The organism is Coprothermobacter platensis DSM 11748 (genome assembly GCF_000378005.1).
GTDB classification, from domain to species: domain Bacteria; phylum Coprothermobacterota; class Coprothermobacteria; order Coprothermobacterales; family Coprothermobacteraceae; genus Coprothermobacter; species Coprothermobacter platensis.
This window is the reverse complement of record NZ_KB899040.1, coordinates 915184-935925: the sequence shown is the minus strand read 5'-3', so window position 1 is coordinate 935925 and position 20742 is coordinate 915184. Positions and strand designations below refer to the sequence as shown.

General features: G+C 42.5%; 19 protein-coding genes. 14 read left to right on the top strand and 5 right to left on the bottom strand.

Features of this window, described 5'->3' with window-relative positions:
* Genes coaBC through D890_RS0105140 form a run of 3 tightly spaced genes read left to right on the top strand, consistent with a single transcriptional unit; the run spans position 1 to position 4029 of the window.
* A complete protein-coding gene (gene coaBC / locus D890_RS0105150; protein ID WP_018963444.1) occupies positions 1–1224 on the top strand; it encodes a bifunctional phosphopantothenoylcysteine decarboxylase/phosphopantothenate--cysteine ligase CoaBC in 1224 nt (407 codons plus the stop codon).
* Positions 1185–2978: a translation elongation factor 4 gene (lepA, locus tag D890_RS0105145; protein WP_018963443.1), complete on the top strand. Its 1794-nt coding sequence runs from the start codon at positions 1185–1187 to the stop codon at positions 2976–2978. The genes coaBC and lepA overlap by 40 nt, the downstream gene beginning before the upstream one ends.
* A 1-nt stretch (position 2979) precedes the next feature.
* On the top strand, positions 2980–4029 hold the full coding sequence (locus D890_RS0105140) for a coproporphyrinogen-III oxidase family protein (RefSeq protein WP_018963442.1): 1050 nt from the start codon (positions 2980–2982) through the stop codon (positions 4027–4029).
* Positions 4030–4040: 11 nt separating this feature from the next.
* Here D890_RS0105140 and D890_RS0105135 read toward each other — a convergent pair whose 3' ends face one another.
* On the bottom strand, positions 4041–4925 hold the full coding sequence (locus D890_RS0105135) for a dihydrodipicolinate synthase family protein (protein ID WP_018963441.1): 885 nt from the start codon (positions 4923–4925) through the stop codon (positions 4041–4043).
* A gap of 136 nt (positions 4926–5061) precedes the next feature.
* On the opposite strand from D890_RS0105135, the gene D890_RS0105130 reads away from it, so the two are divergent.
* From D890_RS0105130 to D890_RS0105110, 5 genes are read left to right on the top strand one after another with little or no spacing between them, the layout of a single operon-like run.
* The gene (locus tag D890_RS0105130) at positions 5062–6861 is read left to right on the top strand and encodes a molybdopterin-containing oxidoreductase family protein (protein ID WP_040363489.1); all 1800 of its coding nucleotides are present in this window, start codon (positions 5062–5064) and stop codon (positions 6859–6861) included.
* 4 nt (positions 6862–6865) lie between these two features.
* Positions 6866–8704: an alpha-amylase family protein gene (locus tag D890_RS0105125; RefSeq protein ID WP_018963439.1), complete on the top strand. Its 1839-nt coding sequence runs from the start codon at positions 6866–6868 to the stop codon at positions 8702–8704.
* The gene (locus tag D890_RS0105120) at positions 8697–9794 is read left to right on the top strand and encodes an MFS transporter (protein WP_018963438.1); all 1098 of its coding nucleotides are present in this window, start codon (positions 8697–8699) and stop codon (positions 9792–9794) included. Before D890_RS0105125 ends, D890_RS0105120 begins: the two co-directional genes overlap by 8 nt.
* Positions 9795–9835: 41 nt before the next feature.
* Positions 9836–10207, top strand: a complete 372-nt coding sequence (locus D890_RS0105115) for a RidA family protein (RefSeq protein ID WP_018963437.1) — start codon at positions 9836–9838, stop codon at positions 10205–10207.
* A 33-nt stretch (positions 10208–10240) separates the two neighbouring features.
* Positions 10241–10750 carry a type 1 glutamine amidotransferase domain-containing protein gene (locus D890_RS0105110; RefSeq protein WP_018963436.1) on the top strand — a complete coding sequence of 170 codons (510 nt, stop codon included), beginning with the start codon at positions 10241–10243 and terminating at the stop codon, positions 10748–10750.
* On the opposite strand, the gene D890_RS0105105 is transcribed toward D890_RS0105110, so the two are convergent.
* Positions 10730–10972, bottom strand: a complete 243-nt coding sequence (locus tag D890_RS0105105) for a hypothetical protein (protein WP_018963435.1) — start codon at positions 10970–10972, stop codon at positions 10730–10732. The two genes, D890_RS0105110 and D890_RS0105105, sit on opposite strands and share 21 nt — an antisense overlap.
* On the bottom strand, positions 10965–12614 hold the full coding sequence (locus D890_RS0105100; protein WP_018963434.1) for a Na/Pi cotransporter family protein: 1650 nt from the start codon (positions 12612–12614) through the stop codon (positions 10965–10967). The genes D890_RS0105105 and D890_RS0105100 overlap by 8 nt, the downstream gene beginning before the upstream one ends.
* 94 nt (positions 12615–12708) lie before the next feature.
* Here D890_RS0105100 and iorA point away from each other — a divergent pair, with 94 nt between their 5' ends.
* The 6 genes from iorA to D890_RS0105070 all read left to right on the top strand — a co-directional run bounded on the left by iorA (position 12709) and on the right by D890_RS0105070 (position 17872).
* Positions 12709–14625, top strand: coding sequence for an indolepyruvate ferredoxin oxidoreductase subunit alpha (gene iorA / locus D890_RS0105095; protein WP_018963433.1), 1917 nt, complete (start codon positions 12709–12711; stop codon positions 14623–14625).
* Positions 14604–15179 (top strand): indolepyruvate oxidoreductase subunit beta, encoded by a 576-nt coding sequence (locus tag D890_RS0105090; RefSeq protein WP_018963432.1) that lies wholly within the window; start codon positions 14604–14606, stop codon positions 15177–15179. Before iorA ends, D890_RS0105090 begins: the two co-directional genes overlap by 22 nt.
* A 75-nt stretch (positions 15180–15254) precedes the next feature.
* Positions 15255–15518, top strand: coding sequence for a metal-sensitive transcriptional regulator (locus tag D890_RS0105085; RefSeq protein WP_018963431.1), 264 nt, complete (start codon positions 15255–15257; stop codon positions 15516–15518).
* 15 nt (positions 15519–15533) lie between these two features.
* Positions 15534–16715 carry a cysteine desulfurase family protein gene (locus tag D890_RS0105080; protein ID WP_018963430.1) on the top strand — a complete coding sequence of 394 codons (1182 nt, stop codon included), beginning with the start codon at positions 15534–15536 and terminating at the stop codon, positions 16713–16715.
* 7 nt (positions 16716–16722) lie between these two features.
* Positions 16723–17361 (top strand): iron-sulfur cluster assembly scaffold protein, encoded by a 639-nt coding sequence (locus tag D890_RS08120; protein WP_018963429.1) that lies wholly within the window; start codon positions 16723–16725, stop codon positions 17359–17361.
* Position 17362: 1 nt separating this feature from the next.
* Entirely contained in the window at positions 17363–17872 is a 510-nt protein-coding gene (locus tag D890_RS0105070; protein ID WP_018963428.1) for a flavodoxin domain-containing protein, read from the top strand.
* Between the two features lie 48 nt (positions 17873–17920).
* On the opposite strand, the gene pdo is transcribed toward D890_RS0105070, so the two are convergent.
* Together pdo and D890_RS0105060 are read right to left on the bottom strand one after the other, a co-directional pair.
* Positions 17921–18619, bottom strand: coding sequence for a protein disulfide oxidoreductase (gene pdo / locus D890_RS0105065; protein WP_018963427.1), 699 nt, complete (start codon positions 18617–18619; stop codon positions 17921–17923).
* Positions 18620–18726: 107 nt separating this feature from the next.
* Positions 18727–20718 (bottom strand): elongation factor G, encoded by a 1992-nt coding sequence (locus tag D890_RS0105060; protein ID WP_018963426.1) that lies wholly within the window; start codon positions 20716–20718, stop codon positions 18727–18729.
* Positions 20719–20742 lie beyond the last annotated feature (24 nt).

Genomic DNA, 20742 nt, shown 5'->3' with positions numbered 1-20742 from the left:
ATGTGGATTCCATCTTCTGTTTTCCGTAGAAAGAACATACTTTTAGGTGTAAGTGGTTCTATAGCGGCGTTTAAAGCATGTAATGTGGCATCATCATTAGCAAAATGCGATGCCCATGTAAGGACAGTGCTAACACAATCTGCTTTGCGTTTTGTGGGCCCAGTCAGTTTTATATCCCTTACCAATGATGTAGCTTATACGGATGAAGATTTATGGAACATGAAATTAAGAAGCCTCCACATAGAACTGGGAAGATGGTCCGATGTTATTGTCGTGGCGCCCGCCACGGCAAATACGTTAGCTAAAATAGCCAATGGCATAGCAGATAACTTACTTACAAGCATAGTTTTGGGTTCTGACAAACCGCTGGTTGTAGTGCCGGCCATGAACGTGAGGATGTATGAGAACAAAGCTACGCAGGAGAACTTGAGCAAACTTCGTGATCATGGAGTTGTCGTTGTGGAGCCAGAAATAGGGCACTTGGCCGATGGAGAGGTTGGCAAAGGACGTTTCCCAGAGGTAGAGCCCATTCTCTTTAGCGTAGCCAAGACATTAGTACCACAAGACATGGCAGGTATGCGAGTTTTAGTTACTGCTGGCCCAACGAGAGAATACATAGACGATGTACGCTTCATATCCAACCCATCCAGTGGAAAGATGGGCTATGCGTTAGCTGAAGCTTGCGCACTTCGAGGTGCTGAAGTTACATTGCTTAGTGGTCCTGTAAATTTGGATGTTCCACCCGGTGTAAAATTGCTAACATTTGAGTCCGTAGCTGATTTGGAAAGATTAATGGATCAAACAGTGCCTTCTTGCCATGCTGTCTTAATGGCTGCTGCGGTGGGTGACTTTACAACATCGAAAGTGGCTGGTAAGATGAAGAGGCAAGGTAATCTTGAACTTACATTACAGGCTACCCCTGATGTAATAGCTAAATATACTCAAAAGTACCCTAATGTTTTTTATTTGGCTTTCGCTGCCGGTACCGATGGAGTGGTGGAAGAAGCGCGTGAAAAATTAGCGAGAAAGCAAGTGGATGCCATCTTCGCAAATAGAATTGATGAAGAAAATACGGGATTCGGTGTTGATACAAATAGCGGTTGGTTAATAAATAAGAACACCACAGAGGAAGCGCCTTTGCAGTCGAAGGTAGACCTATCCTGGTGGCTAAGTGAAAGGATTATATGTCAGATAAGAGCAAAATCAGAAACTTTTCAATCATAGCACATATTGATCATGGTAAATCTACATTAGCCGACAGGTTCCTGGAGCTTTCTGGGTTGGTCAGGCGTGAAAAGCTGCAAAAACAAATGCTGGACAGCATGGATTTGGAACGCGAGAGAGGTATAACAATCAAGAGCCACCCTGTTCGTCTTACCATAGGTGATTACATTTTTAACCTTATTGATACGCCTGGCCATGTAGATTTTTCATATGAGGTGTCCCGTTCTTTGGCTGCATGTGAGGGCGCAGTGCTGTTGGTGGATGCAACCCAAGGAGTGGAAGCTCAGACAGTTGCTCATGCCTACAAAGCTATGGAGCATAATTTGACTATCGTCCCGGTGATAAACAAGATAGATTTGCCTTCGGCTGATATAGAGAGCACAAAAAGTGCTATGGCTCAGCTTCTTGGGAAAGATGACATAGAACCCGTACTTGTGTCTGCAAAAGACGGTACTGGTGTGGATGAATTAATCCAGCGTTTGATTAATGAGATACCCGCACCAAGCGGTAATGAAGATGGGCCTTTACAAGCGTTAGTTTTTGATGCCTTTTATGACAATTACAAAGGTGTTGTCTCTGTGGTACGCATATTCAATGGAGAAATAAAAGCAGGGGACCTCATAAAGTTCTGGTCTGGCGGAACAGTGTCAGAAGTTATCGAAGTTGGTGTGTTTGAACTTAAAATGGTTCCAGTGGAGAAGCTCACAGCCGGAGATGTAGGTTACGTGGCTGCCAACATTAGAGACATAAGAGAAGTGCCGGTGGGAGATACGATGACCTTGGCATCTCAACCTTCTGATAATCCTATTCCCGGTTTTTCGCCTATGAAACCCATGGTGTTTGCATCCATGTATCCTACAGAGAATGAAGACTTTGAGCGTCTGAGAGAATCTTTGAAGAAGCTTCAACTAAATGATGCAGCACTAACCTTTGAACCAGAGAACAGCCAAGCATTCGGCCCAGGGTTTCGTTGCGGCTTTTTGGGTCTTTTGCATATGGACATTGTCAGAGAACGTCTTGAACGGGAGTTTGATTTGGATCTTATACTGACATCTCCCAATGTGGAATACCATGTACTCACACGTGCTGGAGATTACCTTGAAATAAGGAATCCAGCTGATTTTCCTGATTTTTCTGAAGTGGAATTAGTTGAAGAGCCTTTTATACGTGGTACTGTAGTGGTACCTTCTGCTTATTTAGGCAATGTTATTCAACTTTGTGAGAACAGGCGCGGAAAAATGGTGCAGATGGACTATATATCTCAGGACAGGGTCCTCTTGAAATACGATTTACCTTTTTCAGAGATTATTACTGACTTCTACGATCAATTGAAGAGCATGACGCGCGGTTATGCTTCTTTTGATTATGAACATATAGGTTTTCGAGAAGCAGATGTAGATAAAATAGAAGTCTTTATAAACGGTAGAAAGCTCGATGCGATAACACTGCTGGTTCCTAAAGAAGAGGTTATGCGTTCGGCAAGAAGCGTTGCATTGAATCTTAAGCGTACCATACCTAAACAACTGGTCGAGGTAGTTATTCAGGTAAAAGCTGGCGGTAAGATAGTTGCCCGCGAAACGGTAAAGCCACTTAGAAAAGATGTCTTAGCCAAGTGCTATGGCGGCGACGTTAGCAGAAAAAAGAAGCTTTTGGAAAAACAGAAAGCGGGTAAAAAACGAATGCGCCAATTCAACCAAGTCGATATACCTCAAGAAGCGTTCTTATCCGTTTTGAAGGCAGATTCTGATTCATAAAATGACAGGTTTTTATTTGCATGTTCCTTTTTGCCACGAACGATGCCCATTTTGCGATTATTACAGTGTATCTCACATGCCACCTAAGTGGAGTGACCGTTACACTGACGCCATCATAAAGCAACTGGATGGCGTACCCAAAGAAGTAGATACACTTTATGCCGGAGGTGGAACACCGCTCTGCTTGGGTGTAAGCAATTGGAAACGGCTGGTCAGCTACTTGCCTAAAGCTAGAGAGCGGACTATAGAACTTAATCCTGAAGATATAAAGCCCGAGAATATGCCTGTTCTTGAGAATTTCACTCGATTATCCATAGGGGTGCAATCTTTTTCTGACAATGTTCTGTCTGTACTAAAACGGAGTAAAGTGGGTTTTTCTACACTTCTGGATCTAAAGACACAATGGCAAATCAGCGTTGATCTTTTGATAGGTGTTCCTCGCCAAACGCGTGAGGATGTTAAAAGGGATATCTTATCTGTGGTTGCTTTAGGCATACCGCATATTTCTGTTTACCCGCTGGAAATCCATGAAGGTACGCCTTTTTGGAGTGTTTACAAGGATTGGGATTGGGATGATGCAGACCTCATGTTGGAGATAGAACAATTCCTCACTGAGCGTGGGTATGAACATTACGAAATCTCGAACTATGCAAGACCGGGCTACCAGTGTTTACACAACAAAATTTATTGGCATGATGAAGACTACTACGCTCTGGGCCCATCTGCTGCTGGTTATGTTGGTGGAGTACGTTATAAGTGGATTTCGAATATAAGACACTATATTGAGAGCATTGAACAAAACAAAGAACCGCCTTATGAAGAATACGAAGAAATGTCGCTTGTAGATCAATTGTCTGAGTACGCTATTATGAACTTGAGGCTATTACAGGAAGGGATACGCAGACAAGACGTGGAAAACCGATTCGGTCCAAGTGCATGGGATACATTGGTAAAACAAGCAAATGGAAATACGTTTCTTTCTGTGTCCGATAGCTCCATAAAAGTTAGTAACTGGCTGTTCTTTAACAGGGCAGCAGAGTCATTTGTTTGAACGTCATCGACCTATTTGATAAGTTCTGCCCTCAGTAGCACTTCTTCCACCTGTTCTGGTGCATCTGCTATGAGAGGAGGACGGCATTTTAGTGAAATAGGTAATTGGAACCATTGGGCAGCGGCCTTAATGGCGCCTGCAAAAGAATTTGTTTTGTCATAAATCATGCTAAAAACTCCTATTTGACGAGCAAAGTTGGTAAATGCTTCCATATCGCTCTGCTCATACGCCCTTATGAGTGCCAGATACACAGAAGGTATAACGTTGGCTCCGGCTACTATTCCTCCATCTCCACCAAGTAATAGGTTTGTGGCCAGATATTGGTCAAATCCAACAAGGACCGAGAAAGAAGGATAACGTTCCTTAATAGCTAATATTTGCTGAATATATGTTAAGCTATCACGAGTAATCTTTATACCCGTTGCCAAGCCTTCTTTTACCAGCTCTTCGACGAGCGAAGGTGGCAAAGGATTACCGGTTGCTCCAGGGATATCGTAAAGAATGAGTGGAAGTTGAGACGCTTGGGCGATAGATTTAAAGTGCTGGAACATCGCTTTTTCGCTAAACGTTCCGTAATATGGAGGAGCTGCAACAATACCATCAAAGTTCAGATCTCGCGCCATTTTCGCCAGTTTTACGGAATGAGATGTGCTGTTGCTTGTTACACCTGTTAAAACAGCAGCACCAGAATCGGAAAGTTCTTCCGTGGCCAATTTCATAACACTTATCTGTTCATCTGCAGACATGGAAAAGAATTCTGATGTGGATGCATTGACAAATATACCGTTTACCCCTTGGCTAAGCAGGTATTGAATATGTGTGCGCATACTTTGAAAGTCTACGGAAAAGTCATTTGAAAAGGATGTCACCAATGGTACGATTATGCCCCTAAACACTTCACCGACACCTCCTATTTCGTTCTATTTTAATACGACAATGAAAAAGGTTACAACAAGTAGCTAATCTTCTTTATGCACACATTTAACCTCTATGCACTCTCTTTTCTTTAAGGCCTTTGGTATCATATGTTCTATGAGCTACCATGTGTGCCCTCGAGATTGTTTCGATACGTGTGGGATGCTTTATGAAAACGGAAAACTTAAGGGTGATAAGTCTCATCCTTTTACGTCCGGTTTGGTCTGTGGCAAAGCGTCACTAAGCTTAAGGCAAGTGAACGATGTAAATCGTGTGGTAAAGCCCATGGTAAGAACTGCTCACGGCTTTGAAAAAATCACTTTAGACCTTGCATTAAACATAGCCGCTGAGCAGATGAACCGTTCAAAAGGTAAGGTTTACAGAATTGACTATTCAGGGCACATGGGCATTTTATCGCGTTTTTTCCATCAGCGATTATTTAGACAGTTAGGCGCGCCAGAAGTAACGTGGGACATATGCTCTACAGCAGGAGACAACGAATTACTCGACGGTTTTGGTTCTATATATGGATCGGATATAGACGAGATAAGGGAAAGTGACTTCTTAATAATCTGGGGTGCAAATATAGCTTACTCATCCATACATGCATTTACATGGGCAAGGCAGGTAAAGAACGTTTTTGTTATCGATCCCGTGCAAACTGATACTGCGGCAGCGTTCAACCACGTACCTGTTAGACCTGGCGGTGATGTTGCTCTTGTATTACAACTTTTGATGGAAATGAAAAAACGTGGTTATGAAGTGCCTCTTGATATGAGTAAATTCACTAATTTGGAAGACATATCAGGTGTTAGTCAAGAAGTCGTCAACTTGTTATGTGATGGACTTCTGAAAAGTGCTAATCCATTCGTATTTTTAGGTTATGGCTTTCAACGTCAGTGGAATGGTGGCCTTTGTGTACGTTTAATTGTATCTTTGTTAGATGTCATAGGGAAAAGAGATCATTTCTATTTTGATCGTCCATATTACGGTATCGATGTGGACTATGTACGATTAGGGTCGCAAAAACCAAATAATAGATCGATAAGTTGGACGAAACTAAGTGAAGAACTGCGTGGAGAACATGGAGCAGTGTTTTTCGTTTTAAATGCGAATCCGCTGAACACAATTCCAGATAGAAGGACTTTGATTAAAGCGTTTAAGAGCGAAGATAACTTTGTTATTGTGCACGATTTGTTTATGACAGAAACAGCTCAAGCTGCTGATTTGGTTTTTCCTGCCAAGCACTATCTAGAATTTGAAGATGTAATACCTTCCTATGGGCACAAATATTTGGGTTTCAATGAAATAGCTTTTAGTGCTCCGGAAAACAGCATGAGCAATATGGAGCTTAGTAGGGCTCTCTCTGAGAAACTTGGGCTGAAGAATAAAGAGCTTTATGAGAATGACATTCAACTCATAGATGGTGCTTTGAGACCTTTGAATGTTAGTTATGACTATTTGAAAGAGAAAAAGCGTATCGCTCTTCCAGAACCTCCAAAAGTCGGACATCCTAATTGGCCATCAGATAGTCGTGTATTAAGTAACTTAAATAGAGAAAAAGAAGGAAGTTTCCTTCTTTTGACCCCTGTTGCCAGACTTAGGTTGCATAGTCAATATGACAATGAGATTAATGCCGTTCCCATATTGGAAATAAACGTAGATGACGCCGCACAGCTAAGAATTTGTGATGGTGAGCTTGCCAGAATAGAAAATGAAAGAGGCAGCCTTGACATTGCTTGTAAGGTTACTTCTCGTGTTCCACGAGGTGTTCTTAGATTGGAGCATGGTTTTTGGACAGACATAGATGCTCCAAATGTGAACGACCTCATAGATTCCACATTACAGAAAGGAAATATGGGGTCCCAGCTCATGTGGAATTTTGTCGATATCAGGCCTGTGGGGAAAGGAGCGTAAATCAATGTTTTTAGAACAATTGGGGAGAGAGTTAGAAAAGGGGAAAGGCAATGCACCAGTAAATTATTTTGTTCCCAGGCAGTGGATGCCGTGCGGTTACAAAGGAAGAGCGTCATTTGATGGCGTACGTTTTAAGGTAAATCCGTATGAATTTTTCAGCAGTTTGTTGGAAGTGGAATCTGGGGAAGAAGAAGGTAAACCAAGCATGAGCTCTAACAGCCTTTATGTTTCTTTGCCCAGGAGCAATGCTGCTTATAACCATAAAGGGTTTGGTTCTTTTGAGCCTGATGATGTACTGGGATTACGTGAATCGGGAACCTTTTTAAAGATGCTCGCTGTAGCTGTCCATGCGAAATCTATGCATTTTGATACCATGTATCTCCTTCCTGTGAGCACATACAGCAACCGATTCAAGAAGGGTTCTATTGGATCTCCTTATGCCGTGAGCGATCCTCTACGCATTTCAGAAGATTTGGCAGATCCCTTGGTCGATATGTCTGCGGAGGATCTATTTGGCGCTTTTGTTGAGTTCTGCCATAGAATTGGTATGAAAGTTGTAGTGGATTTTGTTCCCAGAACGGCAGCGAGAGATAGTGCGCTCATTCTTGAGCACCCAGATTGGTTCTATTGGATCAATGTGTCGTCTTTGAGCACGTATGGACCTCCAAAGGCACCTGAGATGGGCTTCCGTCAGCTCTCAAATGAAGATATGGCTTATTTGTATCAAAAAGAAGATGTTCGTGCATTCCTTACATCATTTCGCCTCTCTCCATCCATAACAAGCCCAGAAAAATGGGAGAATTTCGTCCGCCAGAATAGAGGTAAAGACTTCCTACCCGAACTTATTCGCACATTTGATGTCATAACGCCCCCCGGGTTCAGCGATTGGCTAAATGATCCTCAGCCTACATGGGACGATGTTACATTTTACCGTTTGTTTCTTGACCATCCAGATGTTGCAAAGACATTCGTGGGCGAAGATTATCCCCCTTACATACTGTTCGACGTTATAAAGTCAAGCCGGTTTCCGGGCTCTAAACCGAATGTCGAGCTTTGGGACTACATATCTAATATCATCGTGAGTTATATAGAACGTTTCGACATTGACGGCGCTCGCATAGATATGGGGCATGCGCTTCCGAGCGAGCTTGAACAGAAGATGATTTCTAATGCACTGGATAAAAAGCCAAGCTTTCTTTTTATTGCTGAAGAACTGAACCCAGAAGGTGACGTGCGAGCAAAGGAATCTAATTATGATGCCATAATAGGGAATATCTGGTGGATGTTGCCACGAGAAGAGAAAATTGCGGAAGCCTTTACTGATACAGCCAAGCGCAGCTTACCCGTATGGGGAGCAGTAGAGACTCCCGATACGCCGAGAATCTTTGGCCGACTGCCCATAGAAAAGGCGCTTCAGCGTTTAATCCTTTCAGCGTTTTTACCTAACAGCTACTTTGTGGTAAATGCTGGTTTGGAACTTATGGAAAAGCAACCCATGAATTTAGGATTGGACGCCACATTAGAGGACAGATGGGTGCTCCCTAAGGACGATGAGTTTTACGGCAAGTTAGCATTTTTTGATCACTATGCGTTGCATTGGGACAACGGTGTTGATATTACAAGTTTTATTACGCAGCTAAATAGGTTAAGAATTAAACACTATGATAAGAATGCCAGAATCTGTAACACAGAGCCATTGATGGTCAAGCACAATGGTGCCATGATGGTATGGAATAATACTTCGAATGTTGTCAGGTATGACGAAAAAGTACTTTTGTCGGCAGGCGTAAACGTTTCTGGTCGTCTTATGCCTGGAAGCGTGGTTGTTTTGGAGCATGAGTAAAGAGTTAAAAGCGCTTGGCATAGGCTATCTTATGTGGGGTTTCTCTATCGGTCTTTACACGACCCAATGGCCGATATTTCTACAATACCGTTTGGGTGGTCCCGATAAAGTTGGATTAGCTAATGCACTTATAAATGCGGCTGCAGTGATAAGTTACTTTGTCGGCGCTTGGCTTGGTAACCATTTTTCCAAGAAGCCACTTTTTATCATTAGCTGGGGTGGAAGTGCCATAGCTCCTATATTGTGGGTCTTAGGGCGCAGTAATTTGACCGTCTACGTAGGATGCATATTGTTTGGTTTTATCAGCAGCTTCGCCAGCCCTCTTATAAACTCATACTTTCTTGAAGAATTAGGAGATGAGTTTATGAAAGGTAGTATGTATACAGCAAGTACATACAGTGTTGGTATGATGGTTGGTCCGTTTATCGGTGGTGTTCTAAAGGATGTGGGAGGTTATACGCTCCTTATGCATGCTACAGCCATTTGTTTCGCATTTTCTGCCATACCTCTGCTCTTTCTTAAAAAAGACAAGCCTACTAAGAAAAGTCTTGCCCTGCCCAGGGGCACACCAAAGTATTATAGAAGCCTCATGTGGGCTGCTTTTATGAGCTTTGCTCTAATGATAACAGTTCCCTATGCTCCTCTGTACGCCAAGGAGACATACAACCTTTCTGGAACATTACTCGGTGTTCTTGGTAGTGTGTCTGCCATAGGAGCTGTTTTGCTTACATATCTGGGAATAAGTGTTTCTAATCGCAGGCGAGTCATCACCATTTCAGTTTGGTGTGCAATTCTCGGCACAGCGCTCCTTTTAGGTAATGAATGGTTTCTTTGGTTGGCTTTCTTTTTTAGGGGCGCTTTCATGAATGCATATTCACTCATAACCAGTGGCGTTTCCCATAACATTCCACCAGATTATTCGTATATAAGTTTTGCACTGTTAACGGCAGTGATAGCTGCCTTTAACAGCTTGGCTTCCGCTGTTGGTGGTTACATTTACAGCAGCAATAAGATTGTACTCTTTGTATTGTCAGCAATGATGATATGGTTGGGCTTACAGTTTTATAACAAACTAACGCGAAGCAATTGAAATGGTTTTTGGTTTATATTGTTACATGGAGGTGAACATTTATGAAAAGATACATTGTAGAGAGAATATTCAAACCCACAGGTCCTTATGTTCACGCTACGGAAAGCCATGATCTCATATTTGTAAGTGGTATATTAGGTGCCAAACAAGATGAAACATTGCCTGATGACGTAGATGTTCAACTGGAACAACTTTTTAATAATATCTCTGCCATACTTGATGAGCTTGGTTTGCAAAAAAGTGCTGTAATGAAAGCCACTGTGTTTTTGAAAGACATGGCCTACTCAGCAAAATTCAACGAAGTATACGCGGCATTTTTCGGAGAAGAGCGTCCAGCTCGTAGTATGGTACAGGTAGTTGCGCTTCCGATGAATGCTTTTTTTGAGATGGAGTTTGTAGCCGTAAGAGAATAGTGTGAGCTGTTCTTTTTTTGAGGAGGTCCGAAAATGGCGGGAAAAGTAGCTATATTACTTGATGAAGGTTTTGAAGATTTGGAGTTCTTTTATCCCTATTTGAGGATGCAAGAGGAAAACTTTCAGCCTGTGGTTTTAGGAATTGAACCTGCCTTGGTAAAAGGGAAGAATGGACTCTCTTTTCAGATTGAGGAGTCATTAAAAAATCACGTATCTGATGAATTCGCTGGTCTTTACATTCCGGGTGGTCATGCACCTGATAAACTGCGCAGGTATGATGTGGTGAAAGAATTTGTAGCAGCATTTTTCAAACAAAACAAGCCCATTGGGACTATATGCCATGGTCCGCAAGTTCTTATTTCAGCAAAAGTAGTCAACGGGTTGCTAATTACATCGGTGTCAGCCATAAAAGATGACTTGGAAAATGCAGGGGCTAAGTGGGTAGATAAACCAGTAGTTGTTGATAAGAACATTGTTAGTAGCAGAATCCCTGATGATCTACCTTACAATGTACCGGCTTTTTTATCGTTGCTTTCTAAATAGGTTAATTATGAAAGAAACGATGTCTTGTTGAAAGAATGCTACTAAAATAACCAGCATTATCAAACTTACAAAGGCATTGGCATATTTGCCATCGTTGGGCGCTGGAACAAATATTGCCAATGCCGCTGTGAGCAAGAAAGCTGGTAGCACGAGCATCACGCCAATGATTTTTAATAGCAGTGCAGCCTGTTTGCGTATTTCTTTGTTTTCCTCATCATTCATGTGCTATTGTTTCACCTTCTGTCCGTGAAAAATTCTGCACCACATTAAGGGTGTGGTCAGCCACACGTTCCAAGTTAGTGAGGATATCCACATAGATGATGGCTGCCTGTACAGAAAGTTCTCCCTGTATGAGCCGTTCTGTCCTCTCATTTCTTAGCTCTTTTACCAACTGATCAATTTGTTCTTCGGTGAGTGTAGTCATCTCTAATAGGTTCTCTGAGAAGCCATCATCGATAACTTGTAAAGCTCTATCTAAGTTTGCCTTTACCAAGCCAAAAAGCTCTTTCAATGACTCCTGCCCTTTGGGGCTGAACTTGACATTGTTCTCATGTACAAACTCAGCAAACTCCAGCAAGTTCGTAGCATGGTCACCCCAGCGTTCCACATCATCCACGCTATGTACTATTGCTGAAAGATATGCTACGTCATCTTCTGATAAGGGGCTTTGAGAAAGCTTGTTAGAATATTCAAGACATTCTCGCTGCATGTCGTCCACCAGATTCTCCATATTCCAAATGTCTTCGCTGTTGTATTTCTCTTCACCCATGATCATTTCAAACACAGAAGTAAGCATGCTTGAGCTAACTTCTGCCATGTATTTTAGTGTGCTTCTCAATGCATCCAAAGCTAGCGAGGGAGCAGAGAGTAGTTTTTCACTAAGATAATTTGGTTTAGAATAAACTTTTTCTTCTCCTCGCACGAGCCATTTTACGATAGCTGCGAAATTGTTTACTTGAAAAGCCCAGAAGACAGACCAAATAATATTGAAAATAGTGTGTGAGTTAGCAATTAGTCTGGGCAAGGATGCATCACCTAATAACCGTGAAACATAGACGACTAAAGACTGGAACCAGCCTGATACTACAAACGGATAAATGAGTAACACGCCAATGATGTTGAACAACAAGTGTGCCATGGCTGTTCTGCGCGCGCTTAACCTTGTTCCAACGGATGCGATAAGAGTCGTTATTGTCGTTCCGATGTTAGCTCCTAAAACAAGGGGAATTGCCGCTGAAAACGTCATGAGACCTTGGCTACCCAGGGCTACAACTATAGACGTTGTGGCTGAAGAAGATTGCACAAGAGCTGTAAAAATGGTTCCTGCAATTATACCCAGCCACGGTTTGTCACTAAATGTAACCAATAGGTTTTGTAAATATACCGAATCTTTCAACGGTTCCAAGCCTATTTGTATGAGCCACAAACCTCCTAAAATAAGACCGAATGAAAAAATGGCCATTCCCATGCTCTTGATTCTTTTTTTACGGCCAGCGATGTATATGAGCAAGCCTACAGGAATAATGAAAAGACCCCACTGCGTGATATTAAATGCGACAATTTGAGCAGTTACTGTTGTGCCTATGTTCGCTCCGAAGATCAAACCCAATGCCCCCTCGAAGGAAAGCATTCCTGCGTTTACAAGAGCAACAGCAACAACAGTAGTTATAGACGATGCCTGCCATATTGCGGTAATAACCAGGCCTGTGAACAAGGCACTCCATACGTTACTTCCAATACGTGTGATGATCGTACGTAATCTTACACCAGCAAGTTCTTTGAGGTAATCACTAAAAATGAGTAGACCATATAGGAAAATACCTAAGCCCCCTATGGTAAAACCGACCGATTGCAAAGGCTCCATCGGGTACCTCCTCGTGAGTTAGGATTATCTAAACCATCATAAATTCTAACATGCATGACAAAAAGTAGTACAATGTTAAGCGGAGGTGAAATTAATGCCATTTTTGGATGAAACAGGCTCGGAACTACTCCTGGGCAATGAAGCTATTGCTCGGGGGGCTTTAGAGTCTAACGTTGCTTGCGTTAGTGCATATCCAGGTACACCTTCCACAGAAGTTCCAGAAACGCTGAGCAAATACGCCAAGAAACTGGGCGTTTATGTGGAATATTCTACTAATGAAAAAGTTGCGTTGGAAGTGGCCACTGCGTTTTCATGGTCCAATCTGCGTGCCATGGCTACCATGAAGCATGTGGGTTTAAATGTTGCATCGGATACATTTATGTCCATAGCATACCAAGGTGTATTGGGTGGTTTAGTAATATTAACAGCTGATGATCCAGGAATGTGGAGTTCTCAGAATGAACAGGATAACCGCATATACGGTAAATTTGCTGGAGTTCCCGTCATTGTCCCTTCTGATCCTCAGGAAGCAAAAGATTTAACAAGGATCTCATTCGAACTAAGTGAATTCGTTGGAACTCCCGTTTTAATGCGGACGACGACGAGAGTGAGCCACACACGTGCTCCTGTTACACTTGGTCCGCTTGGTGATGACGTAAAACTACCAAACGTGCGGAAGGGAGTTTTTAAGCCTGACATACCGAAGTTTGTTAGTTTGCCTGCCAATGCGAAGAAGAACCACCCACTTGTATTACAACGATTAGAAAAAGCACTGGAGTTCGCCCGTGTTCATGAATTGAACAAGCGCGAAGGTTTTGGCAAAGTTGGTGTAATTACCCAAGGCGTGGAGTATTTGTACGTAAAAGAAGCGCAAAAAGATCTTGGGTTAGACTTGAGCATACTCAAATTAGACATGGTTTACCCCTTGGATAAAGAGGTGATTTTGGCGTTTGCCAAAACGGTGGATGTTATTTTGGTCGTGGAAGAGTTGGAACCTTTCCTTGAAGAAATGATTAAGGCTATACTCTTTGACGCAAGTGTTTCTATACCTGTTCATGGTAAGGATGTTCTGCCTCGTGTAGATGAGCTTGGTTATTGGAAAGTGAGGAATGCCTTAGAACGTGTGGCTGGGATGCAGATTACTTATGCTGACATAAGTCAAGTTCCTCAGCTGCCACCGAGACCGCCGGTATTGTGCCCAGGCTGTTCTCATAGAAATGTTTTCTATGCAATAAAAAAATTGGAGCGAAAAGCGGTGAAACCATCAGATATCGGTTGCTACACATTGGGGGCTATGGATCCGCTTAAGGCAATAGATACATGCATAGCCATGGGTGCTTCCGTTGGATTAGGGAGTGGTATGGCAAAAGCTCAAGACCAGCGTGTCATTTCAACCATAGGTGACAGCACATTTTTCCATACGGGGCTTCCTGCATTAGTCAATGCTGTTTACAACAAAAGTAAAATGACCTTAATTGTCTTGGATAATCGGATAACTGCTATGACAGGTCATCAACCAAATCCATCCACGGGCATTGTTGCGGATGGTGATAAAGGAACGCATCTGGATATCGAAACCGTTGCAAGAGGTTTAGGTGCAGACTATGTAAAGTCAGTAGACCCTTATGACTTAAGTGCCTTAGAGGAAGCTATAAAAGAGGCAAATCAAGCAACGGTAGCAGTTATCGTTGCCAAACAGCCTTGCGCACTCATCAGACAAAGAGAATTGTCAAGAAGGGGAGAACATGCTCCTCTTTATGCCGTGGATGAAGAACGATGCACTGGTTGCCGTATTTGCGTCAACATGTTGGGTTGTCCAGCATTGGTCTTCGATAGGGAAATGAAAAAAGTACACATAGATGAAGACCTTTGCGCTGGTTGTAGTGCATGTGCCCAAGTTTGTCCATACAACGCCATTTACGAAATGGATGAAAAAGGCTCAAAGAATTTCAATGTGATGAGAGATGATGTGAAAGAGAGGTGGCAGCGATGGTATACAACATTGTTTTAAGCGGAGTAGGGGGCCAAGGCATACTCACAGCAGCAAAAGTGCTTGGTAAAGCTGCCATGCTTAACGGACTTTATGGAGCAGTAGGAGAAATCCATGGCTTAGCGCAGCGTGGTGGATCTGTTATAGGTTTTGTCAGAATATCTGAAAACCGGATAGCGTCTACGGTACCTGAAGGAACTGCTGATCTGTTGATCGCTTTTGAACCATTGGAGTCTTTGAGGTATATAAACTACGCAAGAAAAGGTACCACTTTTGTAGTAAATGAGGGCAAGATTGTACCTGTGTCGGCAAATTTGGGCTCAACCACTTACCCACCCATTGAGGACATCCATAAAACACTGTCATCTTTTGGTCCGTGCTACATGTTTGACGCTACGAGCATTTCAAAGGAACTTGGAAGCACTATTTTTGTTAATAGTGTTATGTTAGGTAAGTCAGCCAGCGTACTTAAATCGATACTTCCTGTAGATTGCATAAAGGATGCCTTGTTACAGAGTCTTCCAAGAGATAAAGAAAGAAATATAAAGGCATTTGAAATAGGTTTCAACGCTTAATCATCCTCGGAACAAAGAACTTCTAATGTTTATACCCCCCTCATAGGGGGGTATAATATTCTTGGTGATGTGAATATGGATAATATGAATCCTCCATACAGTCAAGATGTCTTACAGATGGTGAAAACGGCCATTGGACAGCTTAACGCCGTGGAGCGCATGTTAAATGAAGGCGTTTGTTGTACTCAGGTAGCAACGCAAATTGCTGCTGCTCAGGGGTTGATGAAAAAAGCTGTATCGTTAATCGCAAAAGACCGCATGGATAAGTGCCTTCCTTCTAAGGGTGAAGAAGAACTGAGCCAAGCATTGCAAGTTTTGATAGAAAAAACCAATAAGTGAAAGGAGTGTTGATGAGTGAGAGCATATTTTGACCATTGCAGATCAACTTATGTAGACAAAGATGTTTTAGATGCCATGACTCCTTGGTGGACGGAAAAATACTGGGCACCTGCTTCGTTTACCTACACAGGTACCACGGCTGCGGAAGCCATAGAGAAGAGCCAAATGGCTTATGCAAAATTGTTTGGAGGGAAACCTGACGAAGTACATTTTGCTCAAAGCCATAGTTTGGCGAATAACATAGCCGTTCAGGGTGCAATAAACGGTAAAAGTTTGGAAACACCTCACATAATTACAAGCGCAATCGAGCATGGTAGTACTATGGACATGGTAAAGCAGTTGGAGAAAAGTGGTAAGGTAAAGGTTACTTATATTCCAGTAGATAAGAATGGGTTTGTAGACTTAGATGTGCTCAGAAAGAGTGTGACTAACGATACGGTTTTAGTCACCATGGGTGCCGTTAACTACATGGTGGGAACAATCCAGCCAGTAGAACAGATATCGAAAATTATTAAAGAGGCTAATCCAGATACACTAATACATTACGATGTAACGTGGGGTTTGGGCCGTTTGCCAAACTTGTCTTTTGCACCATTGGCTGATTTACTAACAGCCAGCATTGAAAGGATACACGGTCCCAAGGGCATAACAGCATTGTGGGTGAAGAAGGGTGTTCCTATAAAAGGACCGATTTACGGTAGCCAAGCCTACTCGAGGATTGTCCCTGGAACTCCGGATGTTCCTTCTATTGTAGGAGCTGCGAAAGCCTTAGAGCTTATGCAGGATAACCTTCCTTCAAAGATAGAAAATATGAGGCGTCTTCGGGACAGACTTATAAACGAAACGATGAATCTTGTGCCAGAGACACTTCTCAATGGGCCAGAGGGTGATCTGCGTTCTCCAAGCAATGTATGTTTAACCTTTAAGTATGTGGAAGGCGAATCGGTAGAGATGTACTTAGATATGGAAGACATCACTGTGGACACAGGCTCTGCCTGTGCTAATCCTTTCTTGGAGGCAAATCATGTCATTTTAGCCATGTACGGAGATTATGAGAGAGCACACGGCGCTATTCGTATGACGCTGACATGGACAACTACCGACGAAGAAGTAGACAAGTTTTTAGATGTCATTCCTGGTATTGTGAGCAAACTAAGGAAGATAAGTCCGTTGGCGCCTAAAGTTTATAAGGAGTGATGAGTAGATGTCAATAAAGTACAATCCGAAAGTAATAGAACATTTTAAGAACCCTCATAACCAAGGAGTAATAGAAAATCCTGATGCAGAGGCATTGGTGGGTAGCCCGGCGTGTGGTGATCAAATAGCTATTTATCTTAAGATAAACAATGATGTCATAGAAGACATAAAGTTTGAATCTTATGGATGCGCGAGTAACATTGCGACGGCATCAATTGTGACAGATTTGGCTAAAGGCAAGACATTGGAGGAAGCACTATCCATAAAATGGACTGAAGCTGTTCAAGAACTGGGTGGATTACCACCTGTAAAATATCATTGTTCAGTGCTTGCTGTGGATGGATTGCGCGCGGCGGTAAAAGATTATCTGAGAAAAAACGGGCGTCTACCTGAGGAAGAACTAAGCTCCGATTTGGTAAGAGGTGAGCTTTATCATGTTATCTATCCCCCCCAAGGAATTGACATTGTGGCACTGAAGCGTGTGAAATACATAGGCGTAGATGATGGAAATGTGCGGATCGAAATCTCATTTGCTCATGATGATCCTTATCTGCAAGAAATTGTAGATGAAATCAAGGAGAAGGTATCCGATCTTCCTGGAGTAAAATCAGTTGAAGTGGTAAACGAGGGAAGAGGTGAAGAGTAGAATGCAGGTTCAAGTTATCTATGCGAGTCGCCATGGTGCCTCAAAGAAGTATGCAGAAGCCATAGCGGAAGTACTTGATGGTGAGGCCATGGATATGGCGAATACGAGCTCCTTTTGGGGCGACGCTGTTGTTTTCGTTTGCGGTGTATATGAGCACAAACTGAACCCAGACCTGATGAGTTTTATTGATGCCCACAAAGGTGATCTGTATGGACGTATGTGGGCAGGTGTTGCGGTAAGCCTTATCGATGATGAAAGGGTAATGGGTAATGAAAAAATCGGAGGACCAATTTATGTAAGACAATACCTCAGTTTGTTTGATAGGCCCCCATTGGCTTTAGGAAATTTCCCTGGTGCCGTATATATGGATCAACTTACCAGTGATGAAAAAGAACAGGTAAAAAAAGTTTTTGATGTTCTGGGGAAGGAACCAGGCGATATAGATAACGTAGACACAGAAAAAGTGTGGACTTTATCCAATAGGATAAAAGAGATAGCAAGACAATGTTAAAGAAGAGGGGCCCTGAAAAAGGGCCCCTCTTCTTTGGTAAAGTGGCTGTTAAGCTAAGGCGTTCCTCACATAATCCAGGAACATGTTTTCCGGTACGGCACCTTCCACCTCAACTTTTTCGTTGATAACTGTTTTCGGTACCCCGTAAACGTTCCATCTGTTTGTAAGGTCTTCAAATTCGCTTGCTTCAATCATGCTGCTGACGAAATTAGGATTAACGTAAGCAAATTGATGAGCAGCTAAGACAGCTTTGGGGCAGTATGGGCATGTAGGTGTCACAAATACATCCATAACTACCTTCTTATCTATATTGGACACTTGTGGTACTAATGCTTCACTTAATTTCAGTTCCCCAGTAGAGAGCATTATGATATCATCCAGCATCGTTGCAAATTCATATCCGGCTGGCAATCCATAAAACCATATGTTGTAATGCTTCTCTTCGTTGTTGTCTGCTACAGTGAACGTTATTGCAGGGTACATATATCCCATCAAGTCTTTCTTCAACCCATACTTCTCAGCCTTTGCCGTATCCTTCTCTGGGTCTACGATCTCTAATGAGAGCTTATCAGATGTATCCACTAAATCTTGCATGAGTTCAGTAACTTCTTTGCAGTACATGCATTCCCTTCGTCCGGGCACCACAATATCGCTTTCCGGCTTAAACAAAATAATTTTCACCGGTTTATTCATCACAGACAGACGTTTCTCTACTTCTTTTTTATCCGAATCTTTCAATATAGCCATTTAAGGCACCTCCTAATTTTCTTAAAGCTCCATAAATTATTATACCCGCATACCCTATAGGGTATGCGGGTATAATTTCTTTACCCCGACAAAGAAAAACCTTGTCTTTATTCTTCTTTTTCTCTTTCTCTCTCCAGTACAGCTTTACGGTTTGCAATTATTTGCTCTGCAATGTTTGGTGGGACTTCTTCATACCTAATGAACTCCGTATTGTATGTTCCGCGTCCTCCTGTGATGGACATAAAATCCTTAGCATATTCGATAATTTCTGCGTAGGGAACCTCTGCGGTAATTACCTGCCATTTGCCTTCTGCAGTAATACCTAAAACACGGCCTCTTCTTGCATTTATGTCACCCATAATGTCACCAACTAAGTCTTCTGGCACCCTTATAGTCATCTTGTAGATGGGCTCCAGAAGGATGGGTTTTGCGTTTACGAATGCTTCTTGGAAAGCAAGAGAACCCGCTATTTGGAAAGCCATATCAGAGGAATCAACGGGGTGATATTTTCCATCAAAAAGTTTTACATGTACGTCTACGACAGGATAACCAGCTATTACACCTCGGCTCATCCGTTCCCTAATACCTTTATCTACGGATGGAATGTAGTTATTGGGTATGGCTCCTCCAAATATGGCATCTTCGAATTCATAACCTGCTGACCGTTGTGTGGGCCATACCTCAATGAATACAACCCCGTATTGACCATGCCCACCTGTCTGCTTGACGTAACGTCCTTGGGCTTGGGCCCTGCCTTTTATCGTCTCGCGATAAGGAACTTCTCGGGGTGCCAATGTTACCTCTACATGATAACGTTCATGTAGTTTTGCCTGTATAGCATGCAGTTGTACTTCCCCTTGCACTTCTATGATTGTCTGTTTCATTTCCCGGTCATAGAACACAATGAAAGATGGATCCTCTGTTTGTATCTTATGCAAGCTACTAAGAAGTTTCTCTTGGTCCGATTTAGTCTTCGGTTCGATGGCTTTTGGTAGAAGAGGCTGGGGTATATCTAAATGAGGTGCTTCCACTTTTATGCCCGATGTGCAAATAATGCTGTTTGTTGACAGTTCTTCTACTTTGGTAACAGCACCAATATCTGGTGATTCAATGGCATTGGCATCCACAATTTTCTTGCCGCTTACAAAGGAAACCTTAGGAATCGTTACTGCTTGTTCTGTCTCTGGATTCCAAAGTTGCATACCACTATTTAATTGACCTTTTAGCATTTTTATAACGCTTATACGACCTACATACGGGTCTATGTATGTTTTTAGTACTATCCCCACAGTATCGGCAGGATAATCAACAGTTGGCAACGAAAAAACATTCTCGGCGATGAAATCGAGCAAATCTTCCAAGCCTACTTCACTAATGGAAGACCCCATGAGGATAGGGAAGAAGTTTCTCTCTTTCATAGCAGCCTTGTAACACTTACTGAGTTCCTCCTGAGAGATTTCTTCTCCGGAAAGGTACTTTTCCAATACTGTATCATCTGCTTCTGCAACGGCATCTAAGACCATGTCTCTGTAGTTGGCTTCAATGTTCTGAAGGTCAGGGCTTAGTGATGATGTGTCGCCGAATATATAAACAACTTCCTTACCAGCATTGACAAATAATGGTGCGGCCCTGTTAGATAAAACGGATCTTATTTGCTCGACTATTCTGTTTTCATCAGCTTCTGGTTTATCCATTTTGTTTATGAAGAATATTGCAGGCTTATGATCCTGCAAATTCACATAGTAATCCCAAAGCATTTCCGTTGTCACACCTATGTCCGAAGCACCATCTACAACAAAAAGAACGGCATCTGCAAATTTTATCGCAGCCATGGAATCTGCTTTGAAATCCAAGAACCCTGGTGTATCCAAAAGGTTAATTTTTACGTTTTTCCACATCAAGGGTTCTACTGTCATGTTGATAGAGATTTGTTTCTCCTGTTCAAAAGGATCAAAATCACTGACTGTGTTTTTTGCTTCTACTTTGCCAGGCTTGTCAATTGCTCCGGCCTTCGCAAGCAAATTTTCTACCAACGTTGTTTTGCCGCTTTTCACTGACCCCACAACGGCCACAGAAATTGTCTTTTCAGATAACCCCATACCGGAAGACCTCCATTTTTAAGG

Coding starts and splice junctions, on each gene's coding strand:
- D890_RS0105120 (WP_018963438.1), top strand. CDS start 8,697: ATGAGTAAAGAGTTAAAAGCGCTTGGCATAGGCTATCTTATGTGGGGT.
- D890_RS0105130 (WP_040363489.1), top strand. CDS start 5,062: ATGAGCTACCATGTGTGCCCTCGAGATTGTTTCGATACGTGTGGGATG.
- D890_RS0105060 (WP_018963426.1), bottom strand. CDS start 20,718: ATGGGGTTATCTGAAAAGACAATTTCTGTGGCCGTTGTGGGGTCAGTG.
- D890_RS08120 (WP_018963429.1), top strand. CDS start 16,723: ATGTCAATAAAGTACAATCCGAAAGTAATAGAACATTTTAAGAACCCT.
- iorA (WP_018963433.1), top strand. CDS start 12,709: ATGCCATTTTTGGATGAAACAGGCTCGGAACTACTCCTGGGCAATGAA.
- D890_RS0105140 (WP_018963442.1), top strand. CDS start 2,980: ATGACAGGTTTTTATTTGCATGTTCCTTTTTGCCACGAACGATGCCCA.
- D890_RS0105090 (WP_018963432.1), top strand. CDS start 14,604: ATGGTATACAACATTGTTTTAAGCGGAGTAGGGGGCCAAGGCATACTC.
- pdo (WP_018963427.1), bottom strand. CDS start 18,619: ATGGCTATATTGAAAGATTCGGATAAAAAAGAAGTAGAGAAACGTCTG.
- D890_RS0105085 (WP_018963431.1), top strand. CDS start 15,255: ATGGATAATATGAATCCTCCATACAGTCAAGATGTCTTACAGATGGTG.
- D890_RS0105110 (WP_018963436.1), top strand. CDS start 10,241: ATGGCGGGAAAAGTAGCTATATTACTTGATGAAGGTTTTGAAGATTTG.
- D890_RS0105105 (WP_018963435.1), bottom strand. CDS start 10,972: ATGAATGATGAGGAAAACAAAGAAATACGCAAACAGGCTGCACTGCTA.
- D890_RS0105115 (WP_018963437.1), top strand. CDS start 9,836: ATGAAAAGATACATTGTAGAGAGAATATTCAAACCCACAGGTCCTTAT.
- D890_RS0105125 (WP_018963439.1), top strand. CDS start 6,866: ATGTTTTTAGAACAATTGGGGAGAGAGTTAGAAAAGGGGAAAGGCAAT.
- D890_RS0105100 (WP_018963434.1), bottom strand. CDS start 12,614: ATGGAGCCTTTGCAATCGGTCGGTTTTACCATAGGGGGCTTAGGTATT.
- coaBC (WP_018963444.1), top strand. CDS start 1: ATGTGGATTCCATCTTCTGTTTTCCGTAGAAAGAACATACTTTTAGGT.
- lepA (WP_018963443.1), top strand. CDS start 1,185: ATGTCAGATAAGAGCAAAATCAGAAACTTTTCAATCATAGCACATATT.
- D890_RS0105070 (WP_018963428.1), top strand. CDS start 17,363: ATGCAGGTTCAAGTTATCTATGCGAGTCGCCATGGTGCCTCAAAGAAG.